This is a genomic window from Campylobacter concisus, from assembly GCF_003048375.1.
GTDB lineage: Bacteria > Campylobacterota > Campylobacteria > Campylobacterales > Campylobacteraceae > Campylobacter_A > Campylobacter_A concisus_T.
Genome location: NZ_CP021642.1, coordinates 990,386 through 1,013,339 on the forward strand (window position 1 = coordinate 990,386; position 22,954 = coordinate 1,013,339).

General features: G+C 39.7%; 17 protein-coding genes and 1 tRNA gene. 12 read left to right on the forward strand and 6 right to left on the reverse strand.

The window, feature by feature from the left end; genetic code table 11:
* Nucleotides 1-74 precede the first annotated feature (74 nt).
* Together CCS77_RS04960 and pbpC are read right to left on the reverse strand one after the other, a co-directional pair.
* Nucleotides 75-5,198 (reverse strand): alpha-2-macroglobulin family protein, encoded by a 5,124-nt coding sequence (locus CCS77_RS04960; RefSeq protein WP_107916741.1) that lies wholly within the window; start codon nucleotides 5,196-5,198, stop codon nucleotides 75-77.
* A gap of 1 nt (nucleotide 5,199) precedes the next feature.
* Complete coding sequence (pbpC, locus tag CCS77_RS04965; RefSeq protein WP_107916742.1) at nucleotides 5,200-7,368, reverse strand: penicillin-binding protein 1C; 2,169 nt, start codon at nucleotides 7,366-7,368, stop codon at nucleotides 5,200-5,202.
* Between the two features lie 65 nt (nucleotides 7,369-7,433).
* On the opposite strand from pbpC, the gene CCS77_RS04970 reads away from it, so the two are divergent.
* From CCS77_RS04970 to CCS77_RS04990, 5 genes are read left to right on the forward strand one after another with little or no spacing between them, the layout of a single operon-like run.
* Nucleotides 7,434-9,467, forward strand: coding sequence for an ATP-dependent helicase (locus CCS77_RS04970; RefSeq protein ID WP_107916743.1), 2,034 nt, complete (start codon nucleotides 7,434-7,436; stop codon nucleotides 9,465-9,467).
* Between the two features lie 53 nt (nucleotides 9,468-9,520).
* Entirely contained in the window at nucleotides 9,521-10,717 is a 1,197-nt protein-coding gene (locus tag CCS77_RS04975; protein WP_107916744.1) for an efflux RND transporter periplasmic adaptor subunit, read from the forward strand.
* Nucleotides 10,718-12,646: a MacB family efflux pump subunit gene (locus CCS77_RS04980; RefSeq protein ID WP_107916745.1), complete on the forward strand. Its 1,929-nt coding sequence runs from the start codon at nucleotides 10,718-10,720 to the stop codon at nucleotides 12,644-12,646. It abuts the gene before it with no gap.
* 1 nt (nucleotide 12,647) lies between these two features.
* Complete coding sequence (locus CCS77_RS04985; protein ID WP_107916746.1) at nucleotides 12,648-13,994, forward strand: TolC family protein; 1,347 nt, start codon at nucleotides 12,648-12,650, stop codon at nucleotides 13,992-13,994.
* A gap of 17 nt (nucleotides 13,995-14,011) precedes the next feature.
* Nucleotides 14,012-14,500, forward strand: a complete 489-nt coding sequence (locus CCS77_RS04990; RefSeq protein WP_107916747.1) for a flagellar protein — start codon at nucleotides 14,012-14,014, stop codon at nucleotides 14,498-14,500.
* A gap of 727 nt (nucleotides 14,501-15,227) precedes the next feature.
* Here the strand turns inward: CCS77_RS04990 and CCS77_RS04995 are convergent.
* Genes CCS77_RS04995 through CCS77_RS05010 form a run of 4 tightly spaced genes read right to left on the reverse strand, consistent with a single transcriptional unit; the run spans nucleotide 15,228 to nucleotide 17,757 of the window.
* Complete coding sequence (locus CCS77_RS04995) at nucleotides 15,228-15,722, reverse strand: SixA phosphatase family protein (protein WP_107916748.1); 495 nt, start codon at nucleotides 15,720-15,722, stop codon at nucleotides 15,228-15,230.
* Complete coding sequence (locus tag CCS77_RS05000) at nucleotides 15,719-16,531, reverse strand: ferritin-like domain-containing protein (RefSeq protein WP_107916749.1); 813 nt, start codon at nucleotides 16,529-16,531, stop codon at nucleotides 15,719-15,721. The genes CCS77_RS04995 and CCS77_RS05000 overlap by 4 nt, the downstream gene beginning before the upstream one ends.
* Nucleotides 16,515-17,093, reverse strand: coding sequence for a rhomboid family intramembrane serine protease (locus CCS77_RS05005; RefSeq protein WP_103610182.1), 579 nt, complete (start codon nucleotides 17,091-17,093; stop codon nucleotides 16,515-16,517). The genes CCS77_RS05000 and CCS77_RS05005 overlap by 17 nt, the downstream gene beginning before the upstream one ends.
* Nucleotides 17,077-17,757: an NlpC/P60 family protein gene (locus CCS77_RS05010; RefSeq protein WP_103610146.1), complete on the reverse strand. Its 681-nt coding sequence runs from the start codon at nucleotides 17,755-17,757 to the stop codon at nucleotides 17,077-17,079. Before CCS77_RS05010 ends, CCS77_RS05005 begins: the two co-directional genes overlap by 17 nt.
* 138 nt (nucleotides 17,758-17,895) lie before the next feature.
* Between CCS77_RS05010 and murA the strand changes: the two genes are divergently transcribed.
* From murA to tmk, 7 genes are all read left to right on the forward strand, one after another.
* Entirely contained in the window at nucleotides 17,896-19,164 is a 1,269-nt protein-coding gene (murA, locus tag CCS77_RS05015; protein ID WP_103610145.1) for a UDP-N-acetylglucosamine 1-carboxyvinyltransferase, read from the forward strand.
* A gap of 2 nt (nucleotides 19,165-19,166) precedes the next feature.
* Nucleotides 19,167-20,327 (forward strand): molybdopterin molybdotransferase MoeA, encoded by a 1,161-nt coding sequence (locus CCS77_RS05020; protein ID WP_107916750.1) that lies wholly within the window; start codon nucleotides 19,167-19,169, stop codon nucleotides 20,325-20,327.
* 50 nt (nucleotides 20,328-20,377) lie between these two features.
* Nucleotides 20,378-20,452, forward strand: a tRNA-Gly gene (locus CCS77_RS05025).
* A 65-nt stretch (nucleotides 20,453-20,517) separates the two neighbouring features.
* Nucleotides 20,518-21,324: a flagellar basal body P-ring formation chaperone FlgA gene (gene flgA, locus CCS77_RS05030; protein WP_107916751.1), complete on the forward strand. Its 807-nt coding sequence runs from the start codon at nucleotides 20,518-20,520 to the stop codon at nucleotides 21,322-21,324.
* Nucleotides 21,321-21,872 (forward strand): UbiX family flavin prenyltransferase, encoded by a 552-nt coding sequence (locus tag CCS77_RS05035; RefSeq protein ID WP_107916752.1) that lies wholly within the window; start codon nucleotides 21,321-21,323, stop codon nucleotides 21,870-21,872. Before flgA ends, CCS77_RS05035 begins: the two co-directional genes overlap by 4 nt.
* Entirely contained in the window at nucleotides 21,869-22,339 is a 471-nt protein-coding gene (gene coaD / locus CCS77_RS05040) for a pantetheine-phosphate adenylyltransferase (protein ID WP_021092340.1), read from the forward strand. Before CCS77_RS05035 ends, coaD begins: the two co-directional genes overlap by 4 nt.
* A gap of 1 nt (nucleotide 22,340) precedes the next feature.
* Nucleotides 22,341-22,928 (forward strand): dTMP kinase, encoded by a 588-nt coding sequence (gene tmk / locus CCS77_RS05045; RefSeq protein WP_107916753.1) that lies wholly within the window; start codon nucleotides 22,341-22,343, stop codon nucleotides 22,926-22,928.
* Nucleotides 22,929-22,954: the final 26 nt, after the last annotated feature.

A 22,954-nucleotide genomic window follows, 5' to 3' on the forward strand; every position in this document is an offset into this window, starting at 1 on the left:
TTTGTTTAAAAAAATCTTTGCAAAAGTGGGGAAATATGGGCTTGGGGCGGTTAAACGCCCCGAAATTTATATGGCTATTTTACGTTAAAGCTTCTCACGGCTAAGTCGTAGTCGTTTTGTCTTTCGTTATACATATTTTCAGTTGTGACTGCACCAAGCGAACATTTACCGCCAAGTCTTACGCGGTAAGGTGTGTAAAGCACGGCGTCTTTTTCGTCGTTACTTAGCGTGTAAAAGCTTAGCACGCGGTCATCTTTTATGCTTTTATACTCAACTTGCAAGCTGTTTTTTAAGCTCTTGCTAAAGTTGCTTAAATTTTCATTTATCGGCTCAAAGCAACTGCTTACGATCTCATTAATAACGCCATTTTTAACCATTGTTTTTGAGTTTATCACCACTTTTGAGTAGATGACGTCATTTACTTTTAGGCTGTCAAGACCTAGCTCTTTGCCTTTTTCATCGACAAAAACGCGGTAGATGTCAAGCTCTTTTGGCTCGATTTTATGTTTGATCTCAAGTGGCAAGTAAGCGTAGCTTAAGATAGTCGCATAAAGCTTATTTGAGCCTAGTGGAGTGATGCTAAATTCGCCATTTTTTGTAGTAAATGAGGTGCTTAAAAGGCCATCAAATTCTTTATTTTCGCCGTTGTAGCTAAGCTTAAATTTGTTATTTTTCTCGCCACTATCTTTGCCAAAGTAGGCATTTAGCGCTCTAAGCACAAATGCACGCTCCTGCGTTGAGCTTAGCTCATTTAAATTTACTATCAAAAAATTTGCAAGGTCGTCTGAGTAGTCGTTTTTCTCAAAGTATTTTGCGTGCAGATATAAGATAAATGCGTTGTCTCTTACTTTTGAGCTAAAATCAGATGGATTTTCTTCGCTTGTTTTAGCATTTTTGATATCTTTTAGCGCGACTTTTGCCTCGTCATTTAGGCCGTTTAGCTTTAGGGCTGCTGCCATTAGGTATTTACTTAGTGCTGTTTTATTGTAGGCTTTGTCGTCATAAATTTTATTTAAGATTGATCTATCGGCCATATTTGCACGTGAGCTTACATAAAGTGCGTAAAGTGCCTCAAAGTCGTTGTTTGCGTATTTTAAAAGAGAGTTTAGCGCATTTTGTTTGACGCCTTTACTTACCTCGTATCCAGCCTCACTAAGGTCAAGTAAAACATCAGTTGCAAAGATACTTGCAAATGCATTTGTCTCACCTAGATCGCTCCAGTAGCCAAAGCTGCCGTCTGGTTTTTGCATCTTGACTAGCTCATCTATGCCGCTTGCGATAAATCTCTTTTGATCGCTTTTTTCAAGCTCATCTTTTGGTTTTAAATTTAAAAGCGCAAGCAGTCTTGAGCTCCTTTGCTCAGCGCATCCGTAAGGATACTGGACTAAATTCTTTGAAGCTGCTAAAAGCACGCTTGAGACCGAGCTTGAGGCATCAACGCTCACATCGTGATAGCCTTTTGGTAGTGAAATTTTACTCTCTTTGTCAAAGACGCTGCTCTTTGCGTAGGTACTGATCGTATAAGGGCTAACGACGTCTAGTAAATTTTGAAGCGTTTTTGAGCCATTTTTATCGCTTATTGTGACATTGTATTCGCCAGCACCTGTTTCAAGGGCTGAAATTTTAAGCACAAACGCCTTGTTTTCAAACGGCTTTAGGTTGGCATTTTCTTGCGTTTTGATGTTTAAATTTTTGCTTGATGCTACATTTATAGTAAGGTTTTTGTCGGCATTTGTCGTATTTATAAGCCTTAAGTTTGCGCTTAATTCATCGCCTTTTAAAAGATAAATCAAAGCGCTTGGCTTAATGATCACATCATCTTTTACTTTTATCTCGCTACTTACGGCGTTCATTGCAGTTGCGTCATTTGCCACAGCATCTACTCTAATGGCGCCATTAAAGCCATTTGGCGTTTTAAACTCGTATGAAATTTCGCCTTTGTCGTCCGCTTGAAGGCTCACTAAATTTGCATAAGTTTTTACATTTTTGCTATCAACTGGGCTTGCATGTTTTGCCATTTTTGCAGCCACTGCCATCGCCGCGGCATCACCGCCAAAGCTTAACGTTTTGCCCTCGACCTTGTAGTTTGTGAGCATATTATAGATGTCGTAGTCAAAGACGCCATCAGGTAAAATTTTGTCAAAAAACTTAAGCGGATCGGCTGGTTTTTGCGATGTGATATCAAGAATGCCAACATCTGTGATAAATAAATCTACATAAGCTTTTGGCTTGGTTTTTAGTGAAATTTTGATATTTTCATCGCTCTTTGCGCTTTTTGGCGCTTCTAGGCTAAGCTCTATCTTTCTTGAAGATTTATCGCCGTTTGCATAGACCTTGCCGTAGGTTCTAAACGGAGTTAGCCCAGCGTCAGTCATGCGGTAGATATTTGCGCTCACATAAAGGCCGTTAAAGTCAAAGTCAAGTTTAAATTTAACGTTTGCTGAGTTGTTTTTGATCTTGACGACTTTATAAGCTTTGACACCTGCATCTTCAAGCGTGACAAGTGCGATGCCTTCTTTTATCGCTGAGCTTATGTCTGCGCTTAGCTCGTCGCCTTTTTTATAGACGCTTTTGTTTAGCTTTATCTGAGACTTGCTAAGCTCTTTTGTAGGCGCTAGAGTTGAGTAGTTATAGCCGCTTACGTCGATGTCTAGGCTCGTGCTCGCGCCACTTACTAAATTTGTAGCAGTGATGACGTATGAGCCACTTTGCGTAAATTTATAGCTAAACTCGCCACTATTTTTATAAAAACTATCCACATCTTCAAGCGTTTGGATCCATTTTATATAGCCATTTGCGTCCCTTTGATACTGCCATGTGACACGTTTTACATCAAATTTCAAATTTGACTTCACTGCCTTTTGGCTTGGCATATCAACAACGACTGTTCTTATCTTTACATCTTCGTTTGGATCAGCAAATGCCGTGCTAGCAGCGATGCCAACCATATCTTTGTAAGGATAGAGCGTAAAGCTTTTTGCGTCACTTACGTTTTTGCCATCGTCATTTACGTTGAAATTTATGACGCCTTTTATTATTGAAGGCGCGTTTTTAGTGTTAAAGCTAAGATCTATCATTTGGCTTGATTTGCCATCTTTTGAAAGAGTTAGATCATTTTCTATGCTTGGATAAGCAGCCGCTTTTAGGGTGTCATTTTTAAATTTATACTCTTTAAATTCGCTATTTTTATACTCATCATCAAAGAAGCTAACCTGCATACTGCCAGCTAGGTCGCTAGCTGCTCCGCCAAAGAGATAGCTGCTTGTCAAATTTACCTTTACTAGCTCATTTGAAAAGAATTTATCCGCATCTATGGCTATGTCATTTTTTATCTTGTTTGGCACGAAGCTCTCGACATAAAATGGCACGCTTGCTATCACCTTGCTAGCGTAGATTATCTGCATGTTAAATCTACCGCTTAGATCGCTTAAAATTTCTTTTTCGAAATTTATCATGCCAACATCATTTGTATTTTGCGTGATCTGGGCGCTACTTTTGCCTTGCGGATCGATAAATTTGATCTTAACTGGCATATTTTTAAGCGGGTTAAAGTCCCTATCTCTTAGATAGATAGCTCCTTTTAAGCTCTCATTTGGTCTTATGATATTTGAGGCAAAATGCGTGTAAGCATCGATGCTCTCGCTTGGATTTTGGCTGATGAGCTTTGCCTCATTTAGCGCTTCGCCATCTTTTATGATGAGGAAATTTTGCTCCTTGCCAAGTGAGACGACGATCGATGAGATCTCTTTGTAGATATCTTTTTTGTTAAATTTAAAGACGCCAACGTCATTTGTCGCGCCAACTGCGATCTCTTCGTTTCTTTTGCCATAAATTTTTACATTTGCGTTTGGTAGCATTGTGTTTTCGCCAAGGCGGTTTGCAAAGACGAAAATTTCATCCTTGCCAAGCTTTGCATTTATGGCGATGTCGCTTAGATAGACGACCTTTGAGACGCTCTTATCTTTGCCGTAGTTTAAGCTTATCTTATAAACGCCGTCTCCTGCTCCTGCAAAGTCAAGCTTGATCTTGTTTAGCGAAATTTCGTTTAATGCACCCTCTAGCTTGTAGCTTTTGCTTGCTACTTTTGAGCTAAAATTGCTTAGATCTTCGCTATTGTCGTTGAAATTTAAAAAGTATCTAAAATTTTGATCGCTTAGCTTTTCAACACTTACATTTAGCTCAGGTAAATTTGCACTTCTAATGCCGATCTCGCCCACGCTTGAGATGTATGGCTCTTCGTTTGTAAAATTTGCAAATGGAGTGAAGTTGCTAGCGACCACCTCGTAGGTTTTAGCCTCTCTTACGACATTTCTGTCATCTCCAAAGCCCGGTTTTATCGTGATCTCATAGCTATTTTGCGGTTTAAACTCATCGCTTGTGATATCGATGTAATAATCATACCCCTCAAGCTCAGAATTTGGCGCGCTATTTTCATCATCATTTTTATATGCTACGTCGCTTATGCTAAAGCTTTTTACGCCTTTTATCTTTATAAATTTCTTTAGATTATTATCATCGCTTAGCCACTCTTTTAGATAAATTCTAAAGGCCAAAATGCCGTTATCAAGGCTAGTTGGATAGATTTTAGCTATCTCAAAGCTATTTGCCTCAGCATTTATATTTACGCTCTCATCGCTTGCTTGCTCACTAAATTTCACCACGCCATCGCCTGCAAGCTTAGCGCCAAATTTACTCTCAAAATTTTCTCCAAGATCAAAAGTAGGCTCGCTTATATTTTTATCAAGATCAAGCTCAAAGCTGTTTTGAGAGAGCTGCAAGGCATTAAAGCTTGCACCTTTTACGGCTATTTTTTTTACAAGCTCATCACTAACTTCGTCATTAAATTTAAGGATAAATTTGCTATCAGAGAGCTTTTCTATCTTCTCAAGCGCAAATTCTCTCGTCTCAAAGCTAGCGCTGCTGCCATTTTCTAGCTTACAGCTATACTCTACACCTGCGTGCATATCTTTTGTAAAAAGCGTAAGACTTTGAGCGTTAAATTTCACCGTGCCACTTAGCGCTGGCTCACATGAGATGAGCTTTTTCTCGCTTAGCGTGCCTATGAGATTTTTGCTAACATCATCTTCTAGTCCAAATTCTACGCTTAAAGGTGACTTTACCTCGACATTGCCATTTAGACTTAAAGCATATAAATTTACCGCTCCTAAAAGTGCTAGAAGTAGCGCTTTTTGCTGCATTTTATCTCCTTAGTTTTATTGTTATTTCACTTTGATTTGAGTTTTGATCAAGGCATTTTAAAGTGTGCTCGCCAAGAGTTAGATCTAGCCTTTTTTCGCTCGCGTTTTCTATCTTAGAAAAGTTCAAATCATCCACTTTTAAGTAAATTTCATCACCTAAAAACGCGTAGCATTTTAGCATAATTTGTGTTACATTTTCATCTGTCACGATCTCTTCGCCGTCATACGGATAGGCAAAGACTGGCTTTTTGTCTTTAAAGACTTCAGCGCAAGGACTATTTTTGACCTCGTCTTTGTCTAAAAAGCCATTTTTTATCAAAAACTCAAGCTCCTCGCCTCTTAAACTCTCGCATTTATCTTGCAGTTTAACTCCAACTATCCTATCATCAAGCGCCGTTTTTTTGCACGTCTCGTAACTAAAAGCATCAAGGCAGGTTGGCACTTTTTCGATGCCCTCTGGCTCGCTCATAAACTCTAAATTTTGCCTTTGCGCCGTGATCTTAAACATATCAAAAACGATCTTTGAAACGTCATTTAGCCCAGTTAGTTTGTCAGTTTTTTCGGCGTTAAAGTTGCCCACCCAGACGGCTATTGTGTAGTCCTCATCAACTCCAATGGCGTAAAGATCGCGTGAGTTTGCACTTGTGCCAGTTTTAAAGGCTATTTTTGGCGTGTTTTGCGCATATTGCCAAGCATTTTTTAGATATGATCTTGAAGCTTCACTCATCATTTTAGCGGTTAGATATGCGCTTTGAGGCGAGATGAGGGTTATGTTTTTGTCTTCATTTTTGTAGCTTTTGCCCGCAAACTCAAGCGGCCTATAAACCCCGCCATTTGCGTATATCGTATAAAGATGCGCAAGATCAATCAGGCTCATCTCAGCGCTGCCTAAAACTATCGAAGAGCCGTAAAATTCCTTGTTTTCATCAACTAAATTTACCTTTTCAAGCAGCTCATAAAGCGAGTTGTCTTTTAGCTTTAAGTCTAAATTTATAACTGGGATATTAAGGCTAAAATTTAGAGCGTCCTTTGCGCTTACAAGCCCCAAAAAGTCGTTACTAAAGTTCTTTGGCACATATTCATTTAGATAAATTTGCGTGTCTATCAGCTGTGAACTTGGCGTGATAAGCCCGCTATCAAGCGCAAGCGAGTAGATAAAAGGCTTTAGCGTGCTGCCGGTATTTCGCTTCATATTTAGGGCTGAGTTTTTGCCGTCGCGTGCGCGCTCATCATGCGAGCCTATGAAGGCAGCAACGCTCATTTTTTTATTATCGATGACTACCGCTGCTGCGTTGTTTGCGTTTTTAGCCTTTAGCGAAAACATCGCGTCTTTTAAAATTTTAAGTATATCTTTTTGCAAATTTAGATCCAAACTCGCCTTTGAAATTTGGTTTTTAAAAGCGACATTTGCGTAGTCGCTAGCATTTACGACAGCTCTTATCCTTACATTTTTAAATGGCTCGGCTTGCGCTCTTTTAAAGGCACTAAGATCGATTAAATTTGCCTTGTAAAGCATTTTTATGACCCTGTTTTTTAGCGCATTTATGTTTGAGACGCGGTCAAGCCTATTTCTATTTGGATTTTTAGGTATTGTGCTTAAAAGTGCGGCCTGAGCGTAGCTAAGCTCATTTAGCTCCTTGCCAAAGTAAAAAAAGCTAGCCGCCTTTGCACCCTCGATATTACCACCATACGGGGCTAAATTTAGGTATAAATTTAAAATTTCATCCTTGCTAAAGTGAATTTCTAGCTGAAATGCTCTAAAAATTTCTCTTATCTTATTTTTATAGCTCCTATCACTTGGCTCAAGCATCCTAGCTACTTGCATCGTGATAGTGCTAGCGCCTATGCGGTTGTCGCTTCTTAGGTTGTGGAAAAATGCCCTAAAAATGGAGGCAAAATTTACGCCAAAATGGTAGTAAAAGTATCTATCTTCAAAGAGAATGACGCATTGTTTTAGCGAGTTTGGGAAGCTTTTCTCATGAAATCTCCAAATTCCATCGCTACTAAGCTTCATATTTATGATCTCACCATTTTTATCAAGCAAAATTTTGGCTTCGTCTTTTTTAAGCGCATCTAAATTTAGTGGATAAATTTGATCAAGTATCAAAAAAATAGCAACCACTAAAGCCAAAAATAGGGCAAGAAATTTTATAAATTTAAACTTTTTCATCCGCGTGATTATAGCTGTTAAAGTTTAAGTAGCTATAATTAGGCCTTTTTAAAAAAGAGGAAACAATGCCCTTATCTAGGTTAAACAAAGAACAATACACCGCCGCAACTGCGCCATTTGGACACAATCTCATCATCGCTTCAGCTGGCACTGGCAAGACTAGCACGATTGTCGCTCGCATCGCTCATTTACTAAATTTAGGCATTTCGCCTGAGAAAATTTTGCTTCTAACATTTACTAACAAAGCAGCCAGCGAGATGATAGAGCGCTTAAATAGGTATTTTGACAAGCAAATCACCTCCAAAATCACCGCAGGCACCTTCCACTCGGTCTCATTTTCGCTTTTAAAAAGCCTTGATAAAGGCGTCACGCTAAAGCAGCCAAGCGAGCTAAAGACGCTTTTAAAAAGTCTTGTTGAAAGGCGTAAATTTTACCATTTAAGCGACGTCAAACCTTACGGCGGAGCCTATCTATACGACCTTTACTCGCTCTTTCAAAACAGCGAACAAGGCACCACTTTTGGCAAATGGATAAGTGAGAAGAGCGAAGAGCAGGGCGTTTATGCTGAAATTTATGAAGATGTTTTAGAGGAGTTTGAGGCTGAAAAGGCTAAATTTTCTTACGCTGACTTTAACGATCTTCTCATAAAAATGCGCGACGAGCTAAAAAATGGGGCAAATTTAGCTTATGATGAAATTTTGATCGACGAGTATCAAGATACAAACACGCTTCAAGGCAGCCTCATAGACGCATTTAAGACAAAGAGCCTCTTTTGCGTGGGCGATTTTGACCAGAGCATCTACGCATTTAACGGCGCAAATATCGAGATCATTGGCTCATTTAAAGATCGCTTCCCAAACGCAAATATCTACGCTTTAAATGTAAATTACCGATCAAGCTCAAGTATACTTGCCCTTGCAAACAAGGTCATAAACAACAACCCAAGGCTTTATGAAAAGCACCTCACAGTTAGCCGCGAAGGGAATTTCAAGCCTCCAAGACTACTTGTCTATAACGAGCTTTTTGATCAGTATCAAAATATCGCCGATATCATCTCGCTCTCGCCATTTAATAGAGAAAATATCGCCATAATTTTTAGAAATAACTCATCAGCAGACGGCATCGAGGTCGCGTTAAAAGAGCGAGGTATCGGCTCAAAGCGAAAGGGTGGGGTGAGCTTCTTTGAGAGCCGCGAGATCAAGGCGCTCATCGACATCATGGGAATTTATGTCAATCCAAAAGATATAATGGCATTTATCCACATCTGCGAATACGCAAAAGGCGTTGGCAGCGCAGTTAGCAAAGAAATTTTTGACGCACTGCTTAAGCTTGGACATGGAAATTTGATAAAAGGGATAGTTGAGCCAGATGAGAGCGTAAATATCTCATCAAACAAAAGGCGAAACTACCAGCTAGGACTTTTTGACGACCTTGATGAATTTGCCGAAGTTTCAAGGTTTTCTAAGCTTGGCTTTAGCGATAAATTTCTAGGTCATCCAGTTCTAAAACTACAAAAGCTAAGCGAGAGTGGGGCGCAGTTTTTATATGAAATTTACAACTTTTTAAGAGGCATGAGAAATATCTCAAAGCCAGCCACGATGATAAATGAGATAAAAACTAGCAAAATTTACTCGTTAATCGTCGAAAACATCAGTACAAAAAGGGCAACTCTAAAAAATGGCAACGTCGATCTAGCACTTAAAGAAGAGGTCAAAGAGCGCATAATGGCAAAGAGCGTGGTGCTAAGCGAGCTAGCTAAAAAATATCAAGATATCAGTAAATTTTACAACTTCTTAGCCCTTGGAAGCAACGAGATGAGCGAAGGGCAGGGCGTTAGCTTGCTCAGTGTGCATGCGAGCAAGGGGCTTGAGTTTGACCAAGTTTTCATCGTCGATCTCGCGCAAAATCGCTTTCCAAATTTAAAGCTAATGAGCATGGGCGGCAGCCTAGAAGAGGAGAGGCGGCTCTTTTACGTCGCGGTCACAAGGGCAAAAGACGAGCTATATCTTAGCTATGCAAAATACGACAAGATAAAGAAGGTGACCTACCAACCAAGTAGGTTTTTGATAGAGGCTGGCATGGCAAAAGAGGAAGCTTAGAGAGTATTTACTCTTGTGAAGTAGAATTTACCAATTTTTTACAAAGAGAAGCGATGAAAAAAACTAAAATTTTAATAATCCTGCTTATTTTAGGCGTTGGTGGATACTTCATCTATGATAAATTTTTTAATATAAAAGATGAAAAGGTGGAGTTTATCACCAAAAAGGCAAAGAAAGGCTCATTTAGCAAAAAAGTCGATGCAACTGGAGAAATTTTCGCCACCGAGCTAATCGACGTGGGAGCTCAGGTGAGCGGTCAGATAAAAAAGCTATATGTTAAGCTTGGAGATCAGGTAAAAAAGGGCGATATGATCGCAAGTATCGATAGCTCAACCCAGCAAAATAGCATAGACAATAAAGAAGCTCAGCTTGCCATCTACAAAGCCCAGCTTGAAAGCGCAAAAGTGGCTCTAAATATCGCTAAAACGCAGTTTGATAGAGAAAATGCACTTTTTGCCAAAAACGCCACTTCAAAGCAAGAATTTGAAAGCGCAAAAAACACATATAGTGCAAATAGCGCCAAGATAAAGGAGCTTGAAGCGCAGATCAAGCAGACAAATATCGAGCTAAGCACCGCTAAGATAAATTTAGGCTACACAAAGATCACCGCACCAAGGGACGGCACCGTTGTAAGCGTGCAGGTTGAAGAGGGTCAAACTGTAAATGCCAACCAAACTACGCCAACTATCGTAAATATCGCCGATCTTAGCCATGTGAAGATGAAGATGCAAATAGCAGAGGGCGACATCACAAAGATCAAAGTCGGCACGCCAGTTGAGTACTCGATCCTCTCTGAACCAACGAAGAAATTTCAAACAACTGTTAGCTCGATCGACCCGGGGCTTACCACACTAAGTGATGGCAGCTACGGCTCAAGTAGCAGCAGTAAGTCTTCATATTCAAGTAGCTCTAGCAGTAGCTCGGCGGTTTATTACTACGCGCAAAGCATCGTTGATAATAAAGATGGAATTTTAAGAATAGGCATGACCACACAAAACGAGCTTTTAATAGCAAACGTAAAGGACGCCATCATCGTGCCAAGCATCGGCATCAAAAAAGATGAAAATGGCACTTTTGTCTATGTGCTAAAAGATGGCAAGCCAGTAAAAACAGCGGTCAAAACCGGCATAAAAGACAACCTCGATACGCAGATCATCAGCGGTATAAACGAGGGTGACGAGATTATCACATCTCAAGGCTCATCAAGCGAGATCGCTAAGATGATCACAAAAGAACATAAGAAGTTTTAAGTGATAAGCCTAAAAAACATCACTAAAAGCTTTAAGCTAGGCGAAAATGAGATAGAGATCCTACACGGCATAAATTTAGAGATAAAAAAGGGCGAGTTTATAGCCATCATCGGCCAGTCTGGCTCTGGTAAATCAACTCTTATGAATATCCTTGGCTGCTTAGATAGCCCAAGTGGGGGCGAGTATTTGCTGGACGGCAAAGATATATCAAAATTTGACAGCGACGCCCTTGCCAAGCTTAGAAGGGATAAATTTGGCTTTATATTTCAAAGATACAACCTTCTTAGCACGATGAACGCCCTTGAAAACGTAGCGCTACCAAGCATCTACGCAGGTGCAAACAAGAGCGAACGAGAGAAAAGAGGGATGGAAATTTTAGACTCTCTTGGACTTAGTGAAAAGGCTAAAAATTTACCAAACAAGCTCTCTGGCGGACAACAGCAAAGAGTCTCCATAGCAAGGGCGCTGATGAATGGTGGCGAGATCATTTTAGCAGACGAGCCAACTGGCGCGCTTGATAGCAAAAGTGGTCTAAGAGTGATGGAAATTTTAGTTGATCTTTACAAAAAAGGTCACACTATCATCATCGTCACGCACGACCCAAAAATCGCTGAGTATGCTAGCCGTGTGATCGAGATAAAAGATGGCAACATCGTAAGTGACAATGTAAAAAATAGCAAAATTTACGAGGCCACAAAGCAAACTCAGCCAGAAAAGAGCAAATTTACCTACTATAAAGACCAGCTAATTGAAAGCTTTAAAATGTCGGTAAATGCGATGCTAGCTCACAAACTAAGATCGCTTCTTACCATGCTTGGCATTATCATTGGCATAACTGCGGTCATTAGCGTCGTGGCCCTTGGCAAAGGCTCGCAGGAGCAAATTTTAGCTGGTATCAGAAAGATCGGCACTAACACGATCGACATCATGCCCGGTAAAGGCTTTGGCGATATGCTCTCAGGCAAGGTAAAAACGCTCTCCATAAGCGACGCAAACATGCTTGCTAAGCAGTCCTTTCTGGACTCAGTCACGCCAAATACAAGCACTTCAGGCGTGCTAACCTATGAAAATATCTCGCTAAGTGCGAGCCTAAAAGGTGGTGGAGTAGGGAGCTTTGACGTAAATGGACTAAAACTTGAAGAGGGCAGAATTTACGATGATGACGAGGTTTTAAACTCCGCTTCAGTCGCCTTAATCGATCAAAACACCAAAAATAGACTATTTGCAAATGAAAATCCTATCGGCAAGATCATACTTTTTAACAAAAAGCCACTTCGCATTATCGGCGTTTTGCAAAAGGATGATTTTAAGATGGGCGATTCAAGCACGCTTAAAATTTACGCCCCATACACGACCGTGCTAAACAAGGTCACTGGAGATAAATTTATAAGCTCGGTCACCGTCAAAGTAAATGAGGGCGTCAATGCGCAAATCGCCGAAAAAACACTAACCGAGCTTTTAGAGATCAAGCACGGCAAAAAGGATTTTTTTACAAGAAACTCAGACAGCATCAAGCAAACGATCGAAGAGACCATCTCGACCATGCGCCTGCTCATCTCAAGCATCGCCGTCGTCTCGCTCGTAGTTGGTGGCATAGGCGTCATGAACATCATGCTAGTCTCAGTCACCGAGCGCACCAAAGAGATAGGCATAAAAATGGCGATCGGAGCTAGACAGAGCAACATCTTGCAGCAGTTTTTGATAGAGGCGGTGCTACTTTGCCTTATCGGCGGAGCCATCGGCATCGTCCTATCCTACGCTATCGGCTACATCTTTAACAACTTCTTAAACGGCTTTAGCATGATCTTTTCAAACGGCTCGATCGTGCTTGCACTTGTCACATCGATGGCGATTGGCATCATCTTTGGCTACATGCCTGCCAAAAACGCCTCAAAACTAAATCCAATAGATGCGCTTTCAAGGGAGTAATATGAAATTTCTAAGCCTAGCTTTGGTGCTCGTTTTAAGCGGCTGTGCTGTTAAAAATATAGATGAAAACTACAAGCAAATTTTACTTGAAGATAACGCCAGTAGCGAGCTAAATTTAAACACTTCTTGGTGGAAGCAGTATCATCAAAGCTACCTTGATGAGCTTATAGCGCTTGCTCTTAAAAACAACACCGACCTTGCAAAAGCTGCCATAAATGTAAATAAAGCGCTCGCTCAAGCTGGCGTTTTGCAGGCAAATTTAATCCCAAGCTTTAACGCTGGTTTTGAGGCAACAAGTAGCAAAAACATAAAAGAGGGCGACGCTTCTAGTAGAAGTTTTGGCTCAAGCATAGGGCTTAGCTACGAGCTTGACCTTTGGCAAAAGCTAGCAGATAGCAAAGACGCAGCGATGTTTGAAGCAAGGGCAACTAAATTTGATCTGGAGGCTAGCAAACTAAGCGTCATAAACTCCGTAACAGATGCTTATTTTCAAATTTTATATCTAAACGAGAGCATAAAAACTTATGAGCAAATTTTAGAAATTTATAATGAGTTAAATGAGATAGTTGGGCTTAAATTTAAGCTTGGCAAAGAGGAGGCGTTAAGCCTAAAACAGATAAACTCACAGCTCTTAAGCGCTCAAAATAAGATAGAAAGTGCCAAAAAAGAGCTTTTGAGTGCTAAAAAAACGCTTAGGATTTTGCTAAATGAGAGGCCAGAATTTGAGCTTAAATTTGAAGGTCTCACGCTAAGTCCTGTAAAAAGTGCGGGCGTTGATCTAGATGTGCCAACAAGCGCCATAGCAAACCGACCTGATCTAAGAGCGGCCATTTTCCGCATAGAAGAGGGCATCTTAAACTACAAAGCGAGCCAAAAAGAGTTTTATCCAAGCATCACGCTAGGAGCCAGCCTCAAAAGCAGCACCGACAAAAAAGAGGAAGCATTTAGCCTTAAATTTTTAAATGGCAACATCGCTTTGAATTTACCATTTTTAAACTATCACAAGCTAAAGTCAAATTTAAAGGTTAGCGAGGCAAATTTCGAGCTTGCAAAGCTAAACTACATAAGCACTCTAAATAGCGCATTAAACGAGATAGACGCATTTTACAAAGGCTACCTAAACGACGAAGCACTACTTGCTAACTACCAAGAGCAGATAAAAAACTACGAGGAAATTTCAAAAATTTACGAGCTAAAATACTCCTATGGCAAGGTCGAGCTAAAAGAGTTTTTAGAGGCTAAAAACAGCGAGCTAGAGGCTAAAATAGGGTTACTAAAAGCAAAATACACGCTTTTACAAGATGAGCTAAATATCTACAAAGCCATGGCAGGCAAATTTAATAAATAAATTTAATAGGTAAATTTATGAGCTCAGCTTGGGACTATGAGGCAAACGCATGCAGCAGTGATAGCAAATTTAGCGCCAAATTTGAAGGCTGTGAGGTCGCTATGGGTGCTCCAACCATTGGTGTGCTACGGCTTTTTGTAAATAGCGAGCATTATATAAATTTAAAAAAAGAATTTTCAAACCACGTAAAAACGTCATCAATGGATAAAAATTTAGTTAAAGATTACATCGCCCACCAAATTTTACTTAGCGAGAGAGCAACTGCTTGCTTTTTGTTTTCAGAGGACTCTAAATTTCTAGCTTTTTCTGAATGGACAGTAGATAAAATGCAGATCGTAAAGATACTTCGCCTAGTTGATATGAGCATAAAAACTGACAACAATCGCAAAAGAGTAGTGGAATTTCTCTCATTTGATGACGGCATTCTTGAAATTTTAGACTCGCCGATCTTTATGCCCAAAAACTACACACTAGATATCCGCACACTTTTTTACGATAAATTTTAATTAACGCACTTTGTCTTTAAAAATAGTTTTCATGTGTGTTTTCATAGTAAATTTAACTACTATCTCTTAAATTTAGCACGCAAGATCGCCTTATCAGCTTTTTAAAAAGCTTGTGATTAAATTTGTCTCCAAAATGCCATCTCAAGCAAGTACTTTATTTACATTTATCGCGGCTTTTGCAAGGTCGTATTGTTTTTAAGAGCTACAAACTCCAAAGATAGCTCTTGCTCACATTTTCAAAATAGGGTAGATCAAATTTTAAGTTATGTATAAGATAAATGCAAATTTCACAATTTTTGAAAAGTGTAAAATTTAACTCATTTTCTTACAAATTTTTTTACGCTAAATTTAATGGATAAATTTAGATCACACAAAAGATAAAATGCAAAACCTAGCCAAATATAGCCATTTAAAACTTTCAAAAGAGAAGAATAAGGATTTTAAAATATCAATTTGAAAATTACAGTTTTCAATACAAAATATATAAAATATCTTGCTTTTTACCTTTTGTCATATTTTGGCATTGCAATTATGGTTGATTTTAAATTTGCTTTTATGCTTGGCGGCTTGAACTTGAAATGGTTAAATTTTCAAAACTGGAGTGATAAATTTTAAAATTTGAGTAGAAAAAGATTTTTGGTTCAAAAGTAAAACTTGCATTTGAAAAATCAAATAAGTAGATATCCTTTGTGCCTGTCAAATTGCGATGAGTGAATTTGTGGATTTTTTATTGATGTTTCTTTGGGTGGTCAAAAAACAAAGCTTTTGCACTGCCCTCTTTTAGCTCTTTAAATTCAGACTCAAACTCAATGCAAAAAATGCCTGACGTTGGGATATTGTCAATCGATGAGTCACTTAGATATTCGCAAATTTCAGTTATGCTTGGATTGTGCGTGATGATGAAAATTTCATCTAAATTTTTGTCTAAATTTCTTACGAACTCCAAAAGATCCTCAAAGCTTATGTCGTAAAGCTCGTCCTTGATCTCTATGGATTTTTCTTTAAATTTTAAAGTTTTAGCGATGATTTTTGCTGTTTGCTCACATCTTTTAGCACTGCTTGAAAAGATAGCTCCAGGCATCACATCATACATTTTTAGCCTGCTAGCCATAAATTTAGCGTCCTCTTTGCCTTTTGGGCTAAGCTCTCTTGAGGCGTCTTTTGCGCCGTCTTTGTTCTCATCAACTGCTTTTGCGTGCCTTATGAAGTAAATTTTGCTCATGATCTCTCCTTTGAGAAATTCTTTATCCAACTAAGCTCTTCCTCGCTAAAACCTGCCTTTAAGCGGTCCTTTTCGTTGATCTCTCTGATGCTTTTAAATGAATTTGGATATAAATTTAAAATGATATCAAAGTAGCTTTTCTCATCAACACCCTCTTTTTTGCAGGCAAATTTAAACCACTTATCGCCCTTATAAACGTGAGAGACTTCCTCTTTTAAGATGACTTTTAGGCACTCTATTAGCTCTTCTTGCCCGCCCTCAGCTTCTAGTCTTTTGATTATGTGAGCGTTTGCATCAAGCCCGTTTGCCTCCATATATCTTGGCAGTAGCGCCATGCGGCTAGTAAGCCTATCTGAAGTCTTTTGAAGTGCGATAAATAGGCCATCATGCACGCTTAGCTCGCCGTATCTGCCGCCCTGCTTTGTGAGTAAATTTTCTATCATGCAAAAGTGCCTGATCTCGTCCTCAGCCACCTCCAGCCAGTCCTCGTAAAACTCCCTTGGCAGCCCTCTAAATCTATAACAAGCATCAAGCGCGATGTCGATAGCGCTAAACTCGATATGAGTGACTGAGTGGATGAAATTTAGGTTTTTATCTTTTGGCTTTACCTTTTTGTTTAGCTCTTTCATGCTAACAACGTCGCAAAATTTAGCGTAGCACGGGGTAGTTAGCTCATTTGGCGCAGAAATTTCATCAAAACAAATATCCAAATTTGATCTAAATTTCTCGTAAAATAGCTCAAATTTTAAAAATTTAAGCTCCACGTCACCTTCGTTTAAAATGTCCCAGATATCATCGTAAAATCTCATCTGCTCTCTTTAAGTAAAATTTAGCATACAAACAGCCAATGCTCCAGCCTATAAAGTGCGCGTACCATGCGACATTTATGCCCATAAGTAGCGGCAAAAAGCTCATGGCGACAACGATGGCAAAGTAGCCAAACCACGCCTTTTTATCGGAGTAAAGCACCGAGGTCGCCAGCATGCCAAAGAGCATACACAAAGCGCCGCTTGCACCGACTAAATTTATAAATTTCTCATTTTCAAATGCAAAATATATATAAATAAAGCTTAAAATTTGCGTCAAAACGCCGCCAACAATATAAAAAATGATAAATTTCTTCGTGCCAAGATATAGCTCGCTCATCGTGCCAACTTGATATAAAAAGATCATATTCATAAGCAAGTGACCTGCGCCTGCGTGCATAAAGATAGATGTGAGGGGCTGAAATAAATAGAGTTTTTCTAAAAAATAGATATTTAAGCCAAGCGCAAGCCATAACTCACGCGAGTGCATAAAGGTAACGCCAAAAAATGCAGCTAAATTTAAAAGGATAAGTGCAAATGTAGCTGGGCTACTTAGCTTTGCCATATCCAGCAAATCTGTTTGCCGCTAGGCAGCTAGCGTTTGAGCACCTTACAACGTAACTGTTTATCTCTTTATCGCCCTTTAGGTGCGTGTTTTTTTGTTTTAAATTCATATAGCTGTGGATTATCCTGCCACCAGAGTTGTGGATAAATTTCACCGTCTCATCTGGGAGTATGGCCGTTACGATGCCAACGTGAGTGACGTTTTTCTTGTCTTTGTTTTTTTGTATGCCTTTGCCAAGGGTGTTTGAAAAGAAGATAAGATCGCCTTTTTTTGGATTTTTATGAGTGATTAAATTTTGGCTTTCATAGAAGTTGTAGATGGCTTTTGACTTTCTGCCACCCTTGCTGTAGTAGTTATTGATGGTTTTTTCATCAAAATACATATTTTTATATTTTGCATTTACGATAGATACGAAGCCTGAACAGTCGCCCCCTGCTCTAGTATTTAAGTATTTTTTAAAAAATGAACCAAATTCTTTATCGGCTCTGCCGTCATCTTCGTCTAAAAGCTCACTTGAAGTTTGTCTGCTAAAGTCACCATTTGTAGAGGCGGTTTGATTGTAGTCATTTTGTGGGATTTTAGGCTCATTTGAGGTGAAAGAACAACCTGTAAAAAGTGCAATGCATAGTGCAAAAAATATTCTTTTGTTTATTAAACTTAACATATTTTTATCCAAAATAATTAATTTTCGTAATTTTAACTCTTAAATGTAAATAAAGCGAAAATAGCGCCCTGTTTTCTTTACTCTAAGTTTAAAAACAATATAATCGGCAAAAAATATATTTTCTTAAGGCAAAAAATAATGATGCACTATTTAAAAATAGAAGGCAATGCCAAATTAAGCGGCGAAGTAAAGATCAGTGGAGCCAAAAATGCCGCCCTACCTATCATCGCCCTAACCCTACTTGCTAAAAATAAGATAAATTTAACAAATATCCCAAATGTCGCTGACATAAAGACGCTTTGCCAGTTGCTTGTTAATCTTGGAGCAAAGTGTGAATTTAAAGATGAAAACTCACTATGTATCGACACAAGCAGCGTAAATTCAACCACGGCAAACTACGACATCGTTAGAAAGATGCGCGCTTCTATCTTGACGCTTGGTCCGCTTTTAGCGCGCTTTGGACATTGCGAGGTGAGCCTTCCTGGAGGCTGTGCGATCGGACAAAGGCCAATAGATCTGCACCTAAGCGCACTTGAGAAAATGGGCGCAAATATCGAGATAAAGCAAGGCTACGTCGTCGCAACCGCGCCAAATGGACTAAAAGGCGCAAAGATAGTTTTTGATAAGATCACCGTAACTGGCAGCGAAAATATTATCATGGCAGCAGCCCTAGCTCACGGCACGACAGAGCTTTTTAACGTCGCGCTTGAGCCTGAAGTGGTGCAAATTTGTGAAATTTTAGCAAGAAGTGGCGTTAAGATCGAAGGCATCGGCACGAGCGAGCTAAAGATCACTGGTAGCGGTCAAAAACTACTTGAAATTTGTGATATCGAGGTCATCCCTGATAGGATCGAAGCTGGCACATACCTTTGCGCTGGAGCTATCACAAATAGCAAAATTTCAGTCACAAGGGCGAATGCTGCGCACATGACAGCCATTTTAAATAAATTTGAAGAGATGGGCTTTGGCATCGAAATAGACGGCGATAAGATCACGATTTTGCCGACAAATGAGATAAAACCAGTCGAGATAAGAACGACTGAGTATCCAGGCTTTCCAACCGATATGCAGGCTCAGTTTATGGCGCTTTGTCTTGCAGCAAATGGCGTTAGCACAATAGATGAGAGGCTTTTTGAAAACCGATTTATGCACGTTAGTGAGCTAGCTAGAATGGGAGCTGATATCCGATTAAACGGCCATATCGCAAGCGTTTATGCCCCTGCAAATTTAAATGCAGCTGATGTCATGGCGACTGACCTTAGAGCAAGCTCAGCGCTGATACTGGCCGCTCTCATCGCAAATGGCGAGAGCTTGGTGCATAGAATTTACCACCTTGATAGAGGTTATGAGAGGCTGGAGGAGAAATTTAAAAGCCTTGGGGCGAAAATAGTTAGGCTTGAGGAGTAAAAATGCTAGTAAATGACGCACTTGAGGCTTTAAAAGCTAAATTTAAACCAAAAAATGAGAGTGAAATTTTACCCATTAGTGAGGCTCTTGGCAAAACCTTGGCAAATGACGTGATAGCGGTCAAAGATCTGCCCTGCTTTGATAACTCAGCGCTTGATGGATTTGCGGTTAAATTTGATGAGAAAGATGAACCTTATAAGATAATCGCAAGTGCCTTTGCAGGCGATAAAGAGCAGCTAGCTATCGGCAAAAACGAGTGCGTGAAGATAATGACAGGAGCAAAGATGCCAAAGGGCTCTGACACGGTCATGAGGTTTGAAGATTGCGTAGTTGAGGGTGAGTTTGTAAAAGCACCAGCTAAGCTTAAAAAAGGCGAAGCTTACCGCTTTAAAGGCGAAGAGACAAAAGTTGGTGAGATTTTACTAAAAAGTGGCGAAATTTTAAACACAAGAAGCGTGATGATGCTAGCAGCTCAGGGCATAAGCTTTATAGATGTGAAAAAACAGCCTAGTGTTGGAATTTACTCAAGTGGCAACGAAATCATCGAGCCTTGGCAAAGAGCAAGCGAGGATGAAATTTACAATGCAAACGCACTTGGCATCACCGCACTTTTAAGCTCAATCGGTCAAAAAAGCTCATATCTTGGCATCATAAAAGATGATCTAAATGCTGTAAAAAAGGCATTTTTAAACGCTGCAAACTACGACATCGTTATCTGCTCTGGTGGAGCAAGCGCTGGGGAGGCTGACTTTATGAAGATAGCCCTAAGCGAGCTTGGATACAACGAAATTTTCTCGCACCTTGACATAAGACCTGGCAGACCTTGCAAGGCTTATGAAAAAGATGGCAGGCTTATTTTTATCTTACCTGGCAACCCTATGGCTGCTTATCTTTGCACGATGATGCTTGTTTTGCCACTTCTAAAAAGCGAGTGTTTTGTGACGCAAAAAGCTATAAATAGCGAAAATTTAAAGGTAAAATCAGGCAGAGCAAATGCGGTTTTTGGCAATGTAGCTGATGGTAAATTTATAGCAACTGACGGCGGAAAATATGGCTCAGGCATGATAAATCATATATTAAAGAGTGATTTTGTGTTGATAACTAGCCCTGATCAAGGTGAAATTTTACAAAATAGTGAAATTTCACTCATAAAACTTCCATAATCCTTGACAAATGAAAAACAATCTGATAAAATGCGGACTTCATTTTGATTGCGGGAATAGCTCAGGGGTAGAGCACAACCTTGCCAAGGTTGGGGTCGCGAGTTCGAATCTCGTTTCCCGCTCCATCTTTTTTATACTCATTTTTTTACTTTCCACAAAACTTTTTGCAAATGAAGTCAGCATCTATCCGATGTATTGCGTCGTAAATGATCAAATTTCACTCAGTACTTTTGGCTTTGAAGGCGAAGACAATGAAATTTTAAACTTAGATAGCAAAAGAGCTGCCAAGATAGATAGCAAAAAACTCTATGAAATTCTAACAGCAAATTTTAAAACATATAATGATAAAAGCGGCGGCAGCGTAGCTTTTGTAAAAAACTGCTCTATCATGGATGAAATTCAGATGCAATTTCTAAGAGAGATCAGCAACGAGTACCCAGGCATTAGCGTGAGCGATCTTAGCATCAGTCCGCAAAACAAACTCCCTGCAAATTTTAAAGACTTAGTTTTTAAAAATATATTTTTAAACGATCAAAATAGCCAAAAAGGCGTCTTTAGAGCCTCATTTGAGGACGTTGATCTAAGTTTGAAAAGCCTTTATTTTAAATTTAGTTTTAACGCCAAAATGCCAGTTTTTATCGCTATAAACTCAATGAACACAAACCACATTTTAAGCTTGCTTGACTATCAACCAACGATGATCGAGTTTAGCAAATGGCCGCGTGATGCACTCTTTGGACTTAGCGCCTCAACTCTTGTCACAAAAATGCAGATAAGAAGCGGAGAAATTTTAACAAAACGTCAGTTTAACGCCATTAGTTTAGTCAAAAAAGGTCAAATGCTAAACGCAGTTTTAAGCGAGGGTGGCGTCAAGATAATCGCCGAGGTAAAGGCGCTTGAAGATGGAAATTTAGGCGACATGATAAAGATAAGAACAAGAGAAAATAAAATTTTACAGGCCACAGTTTCAGGCAAAGACGAGGCGGTTATCAGATGAAAAAGGTAGTTTTTGCAGTCACTGGAGCAAGCGGGACTGGGCTTTTTCTAAAGCTAGTAAATGCCGCCAAAGATAGTTGCGAGGCGCATGTCATAGCTAGTAAAAATGCTATGAAAGTTTTAGAGGCTGAAGAAAATTTAAGGCTAAATTTAGATGATCTTGGTGTAAAAATTTATGATGATCAAGACCTTAGCGCAGGTCCTGCTTCTGGCTCGTTTGGCACGGATGCTATGATCATAGCGCCCTGCTCTACTAATACTTTGGCAAAGGTTGCAAACGGCATAAGCGACACGCTCATCACAAGAGCCGCAAGTGTCGCGCTAAAAGAGAGGCAAACTCTAGTTTTGGGCGTTAGAGAGATGCCATTTTCTGCGATCGCACTCTCTCAGATGCAGCTTCTCTCATCTCTTGGAGCTACTATCGCTCCGCCAGTTTTAGGCTACTACGCAGGCATAAAGAGCCTTCTTGATATGGAAAATTTCATCATCGGCAAGTGGCTTGATGCCTTAAAAATCGAAAATAATCTTTACAAAAGGTGGCAAATTTGAAAAAATCTTGCATCTATCCAGGGACCTTTGACCCCATAACAAACGGCCATTTAGACGTTATCATAAGAGCTACAAAAATTTTTGACAAGGTAATCGTCGCAGTTGCAAAAAGTGATAGCAAGCAGCCAATGTTCGCACATGAAAAGCGCATAGAGATGGCAAAAGAGGCAGTTTGCGATCTAAAAAATGTAAGCGTTCTTGGCTTTGATAACTTGCTGGTTGATTTTGCTAAATCGCACGGCATAAACACCGTCATCAGGGGGCTTCGTGCGGTTAGTGACTTCGAGTATGAGCTACAAATCGGCTACGCAAACGCTGCACTCTGGGACGAATTTGAGACGGTTTATCTTATGCCAAGCTTAAATAACGCCTTCATCTCAAGCTCGATCGTCCGCTCAGTCTTGCGCCACGACGGCGATGTGAGCAACCTAGTGCCAGCAAAAATTCTTAAAAATTTAAAGGCGTAAAATGTATGTTTTGTTTGAAGGCATTGACGGCGTTGGCAAGAGCACGCAGATAGAAATTTTAGCTTCTAAATTTAGTGATGCCATCGTCACAAAAGAGCCAGGTGGCACAAAGCTTGGTGAAAATTTACGTGAAATTTTACTAAGCTCAAGCATCAAAATAGGCAAAAGGGCTGAAATTTTACTCTTTTTGGCTGATAGGGCTGAGCATTTTGAAAAGCTGGTCGCTCCAAATTTAGGCAAATTGATTTTAAGCGACAGAGGCTTTATCTCTGGCATCGCCTACGCTTTGGCAAATGATGAAAGCTTAGATGAAAACGTGCTTTTAGAGCTTAATAAATTTGCACTAAATGATAAATTTGCAGATAAGATAGTCTTTTTTGAAGCAAGCCATGAGCTTATAAGCTCTCGTCTAAAAAATAGAGGCACCAGCGATAAGATCGAGGCTCGTGGGCTAGAGTATCTTTTAAAAGTGCAAAGCCTGATGAAGCAAATTCTTATCAAAAATGGCTTTGAAACGCTTTTTATAGACGCATCTAAAAGCATAGAGCTAATTTCAAAAGAGATAGAAAATTTTATAAATTTTAAGTAAAATCACAAAAAATAAAAAGGATAATG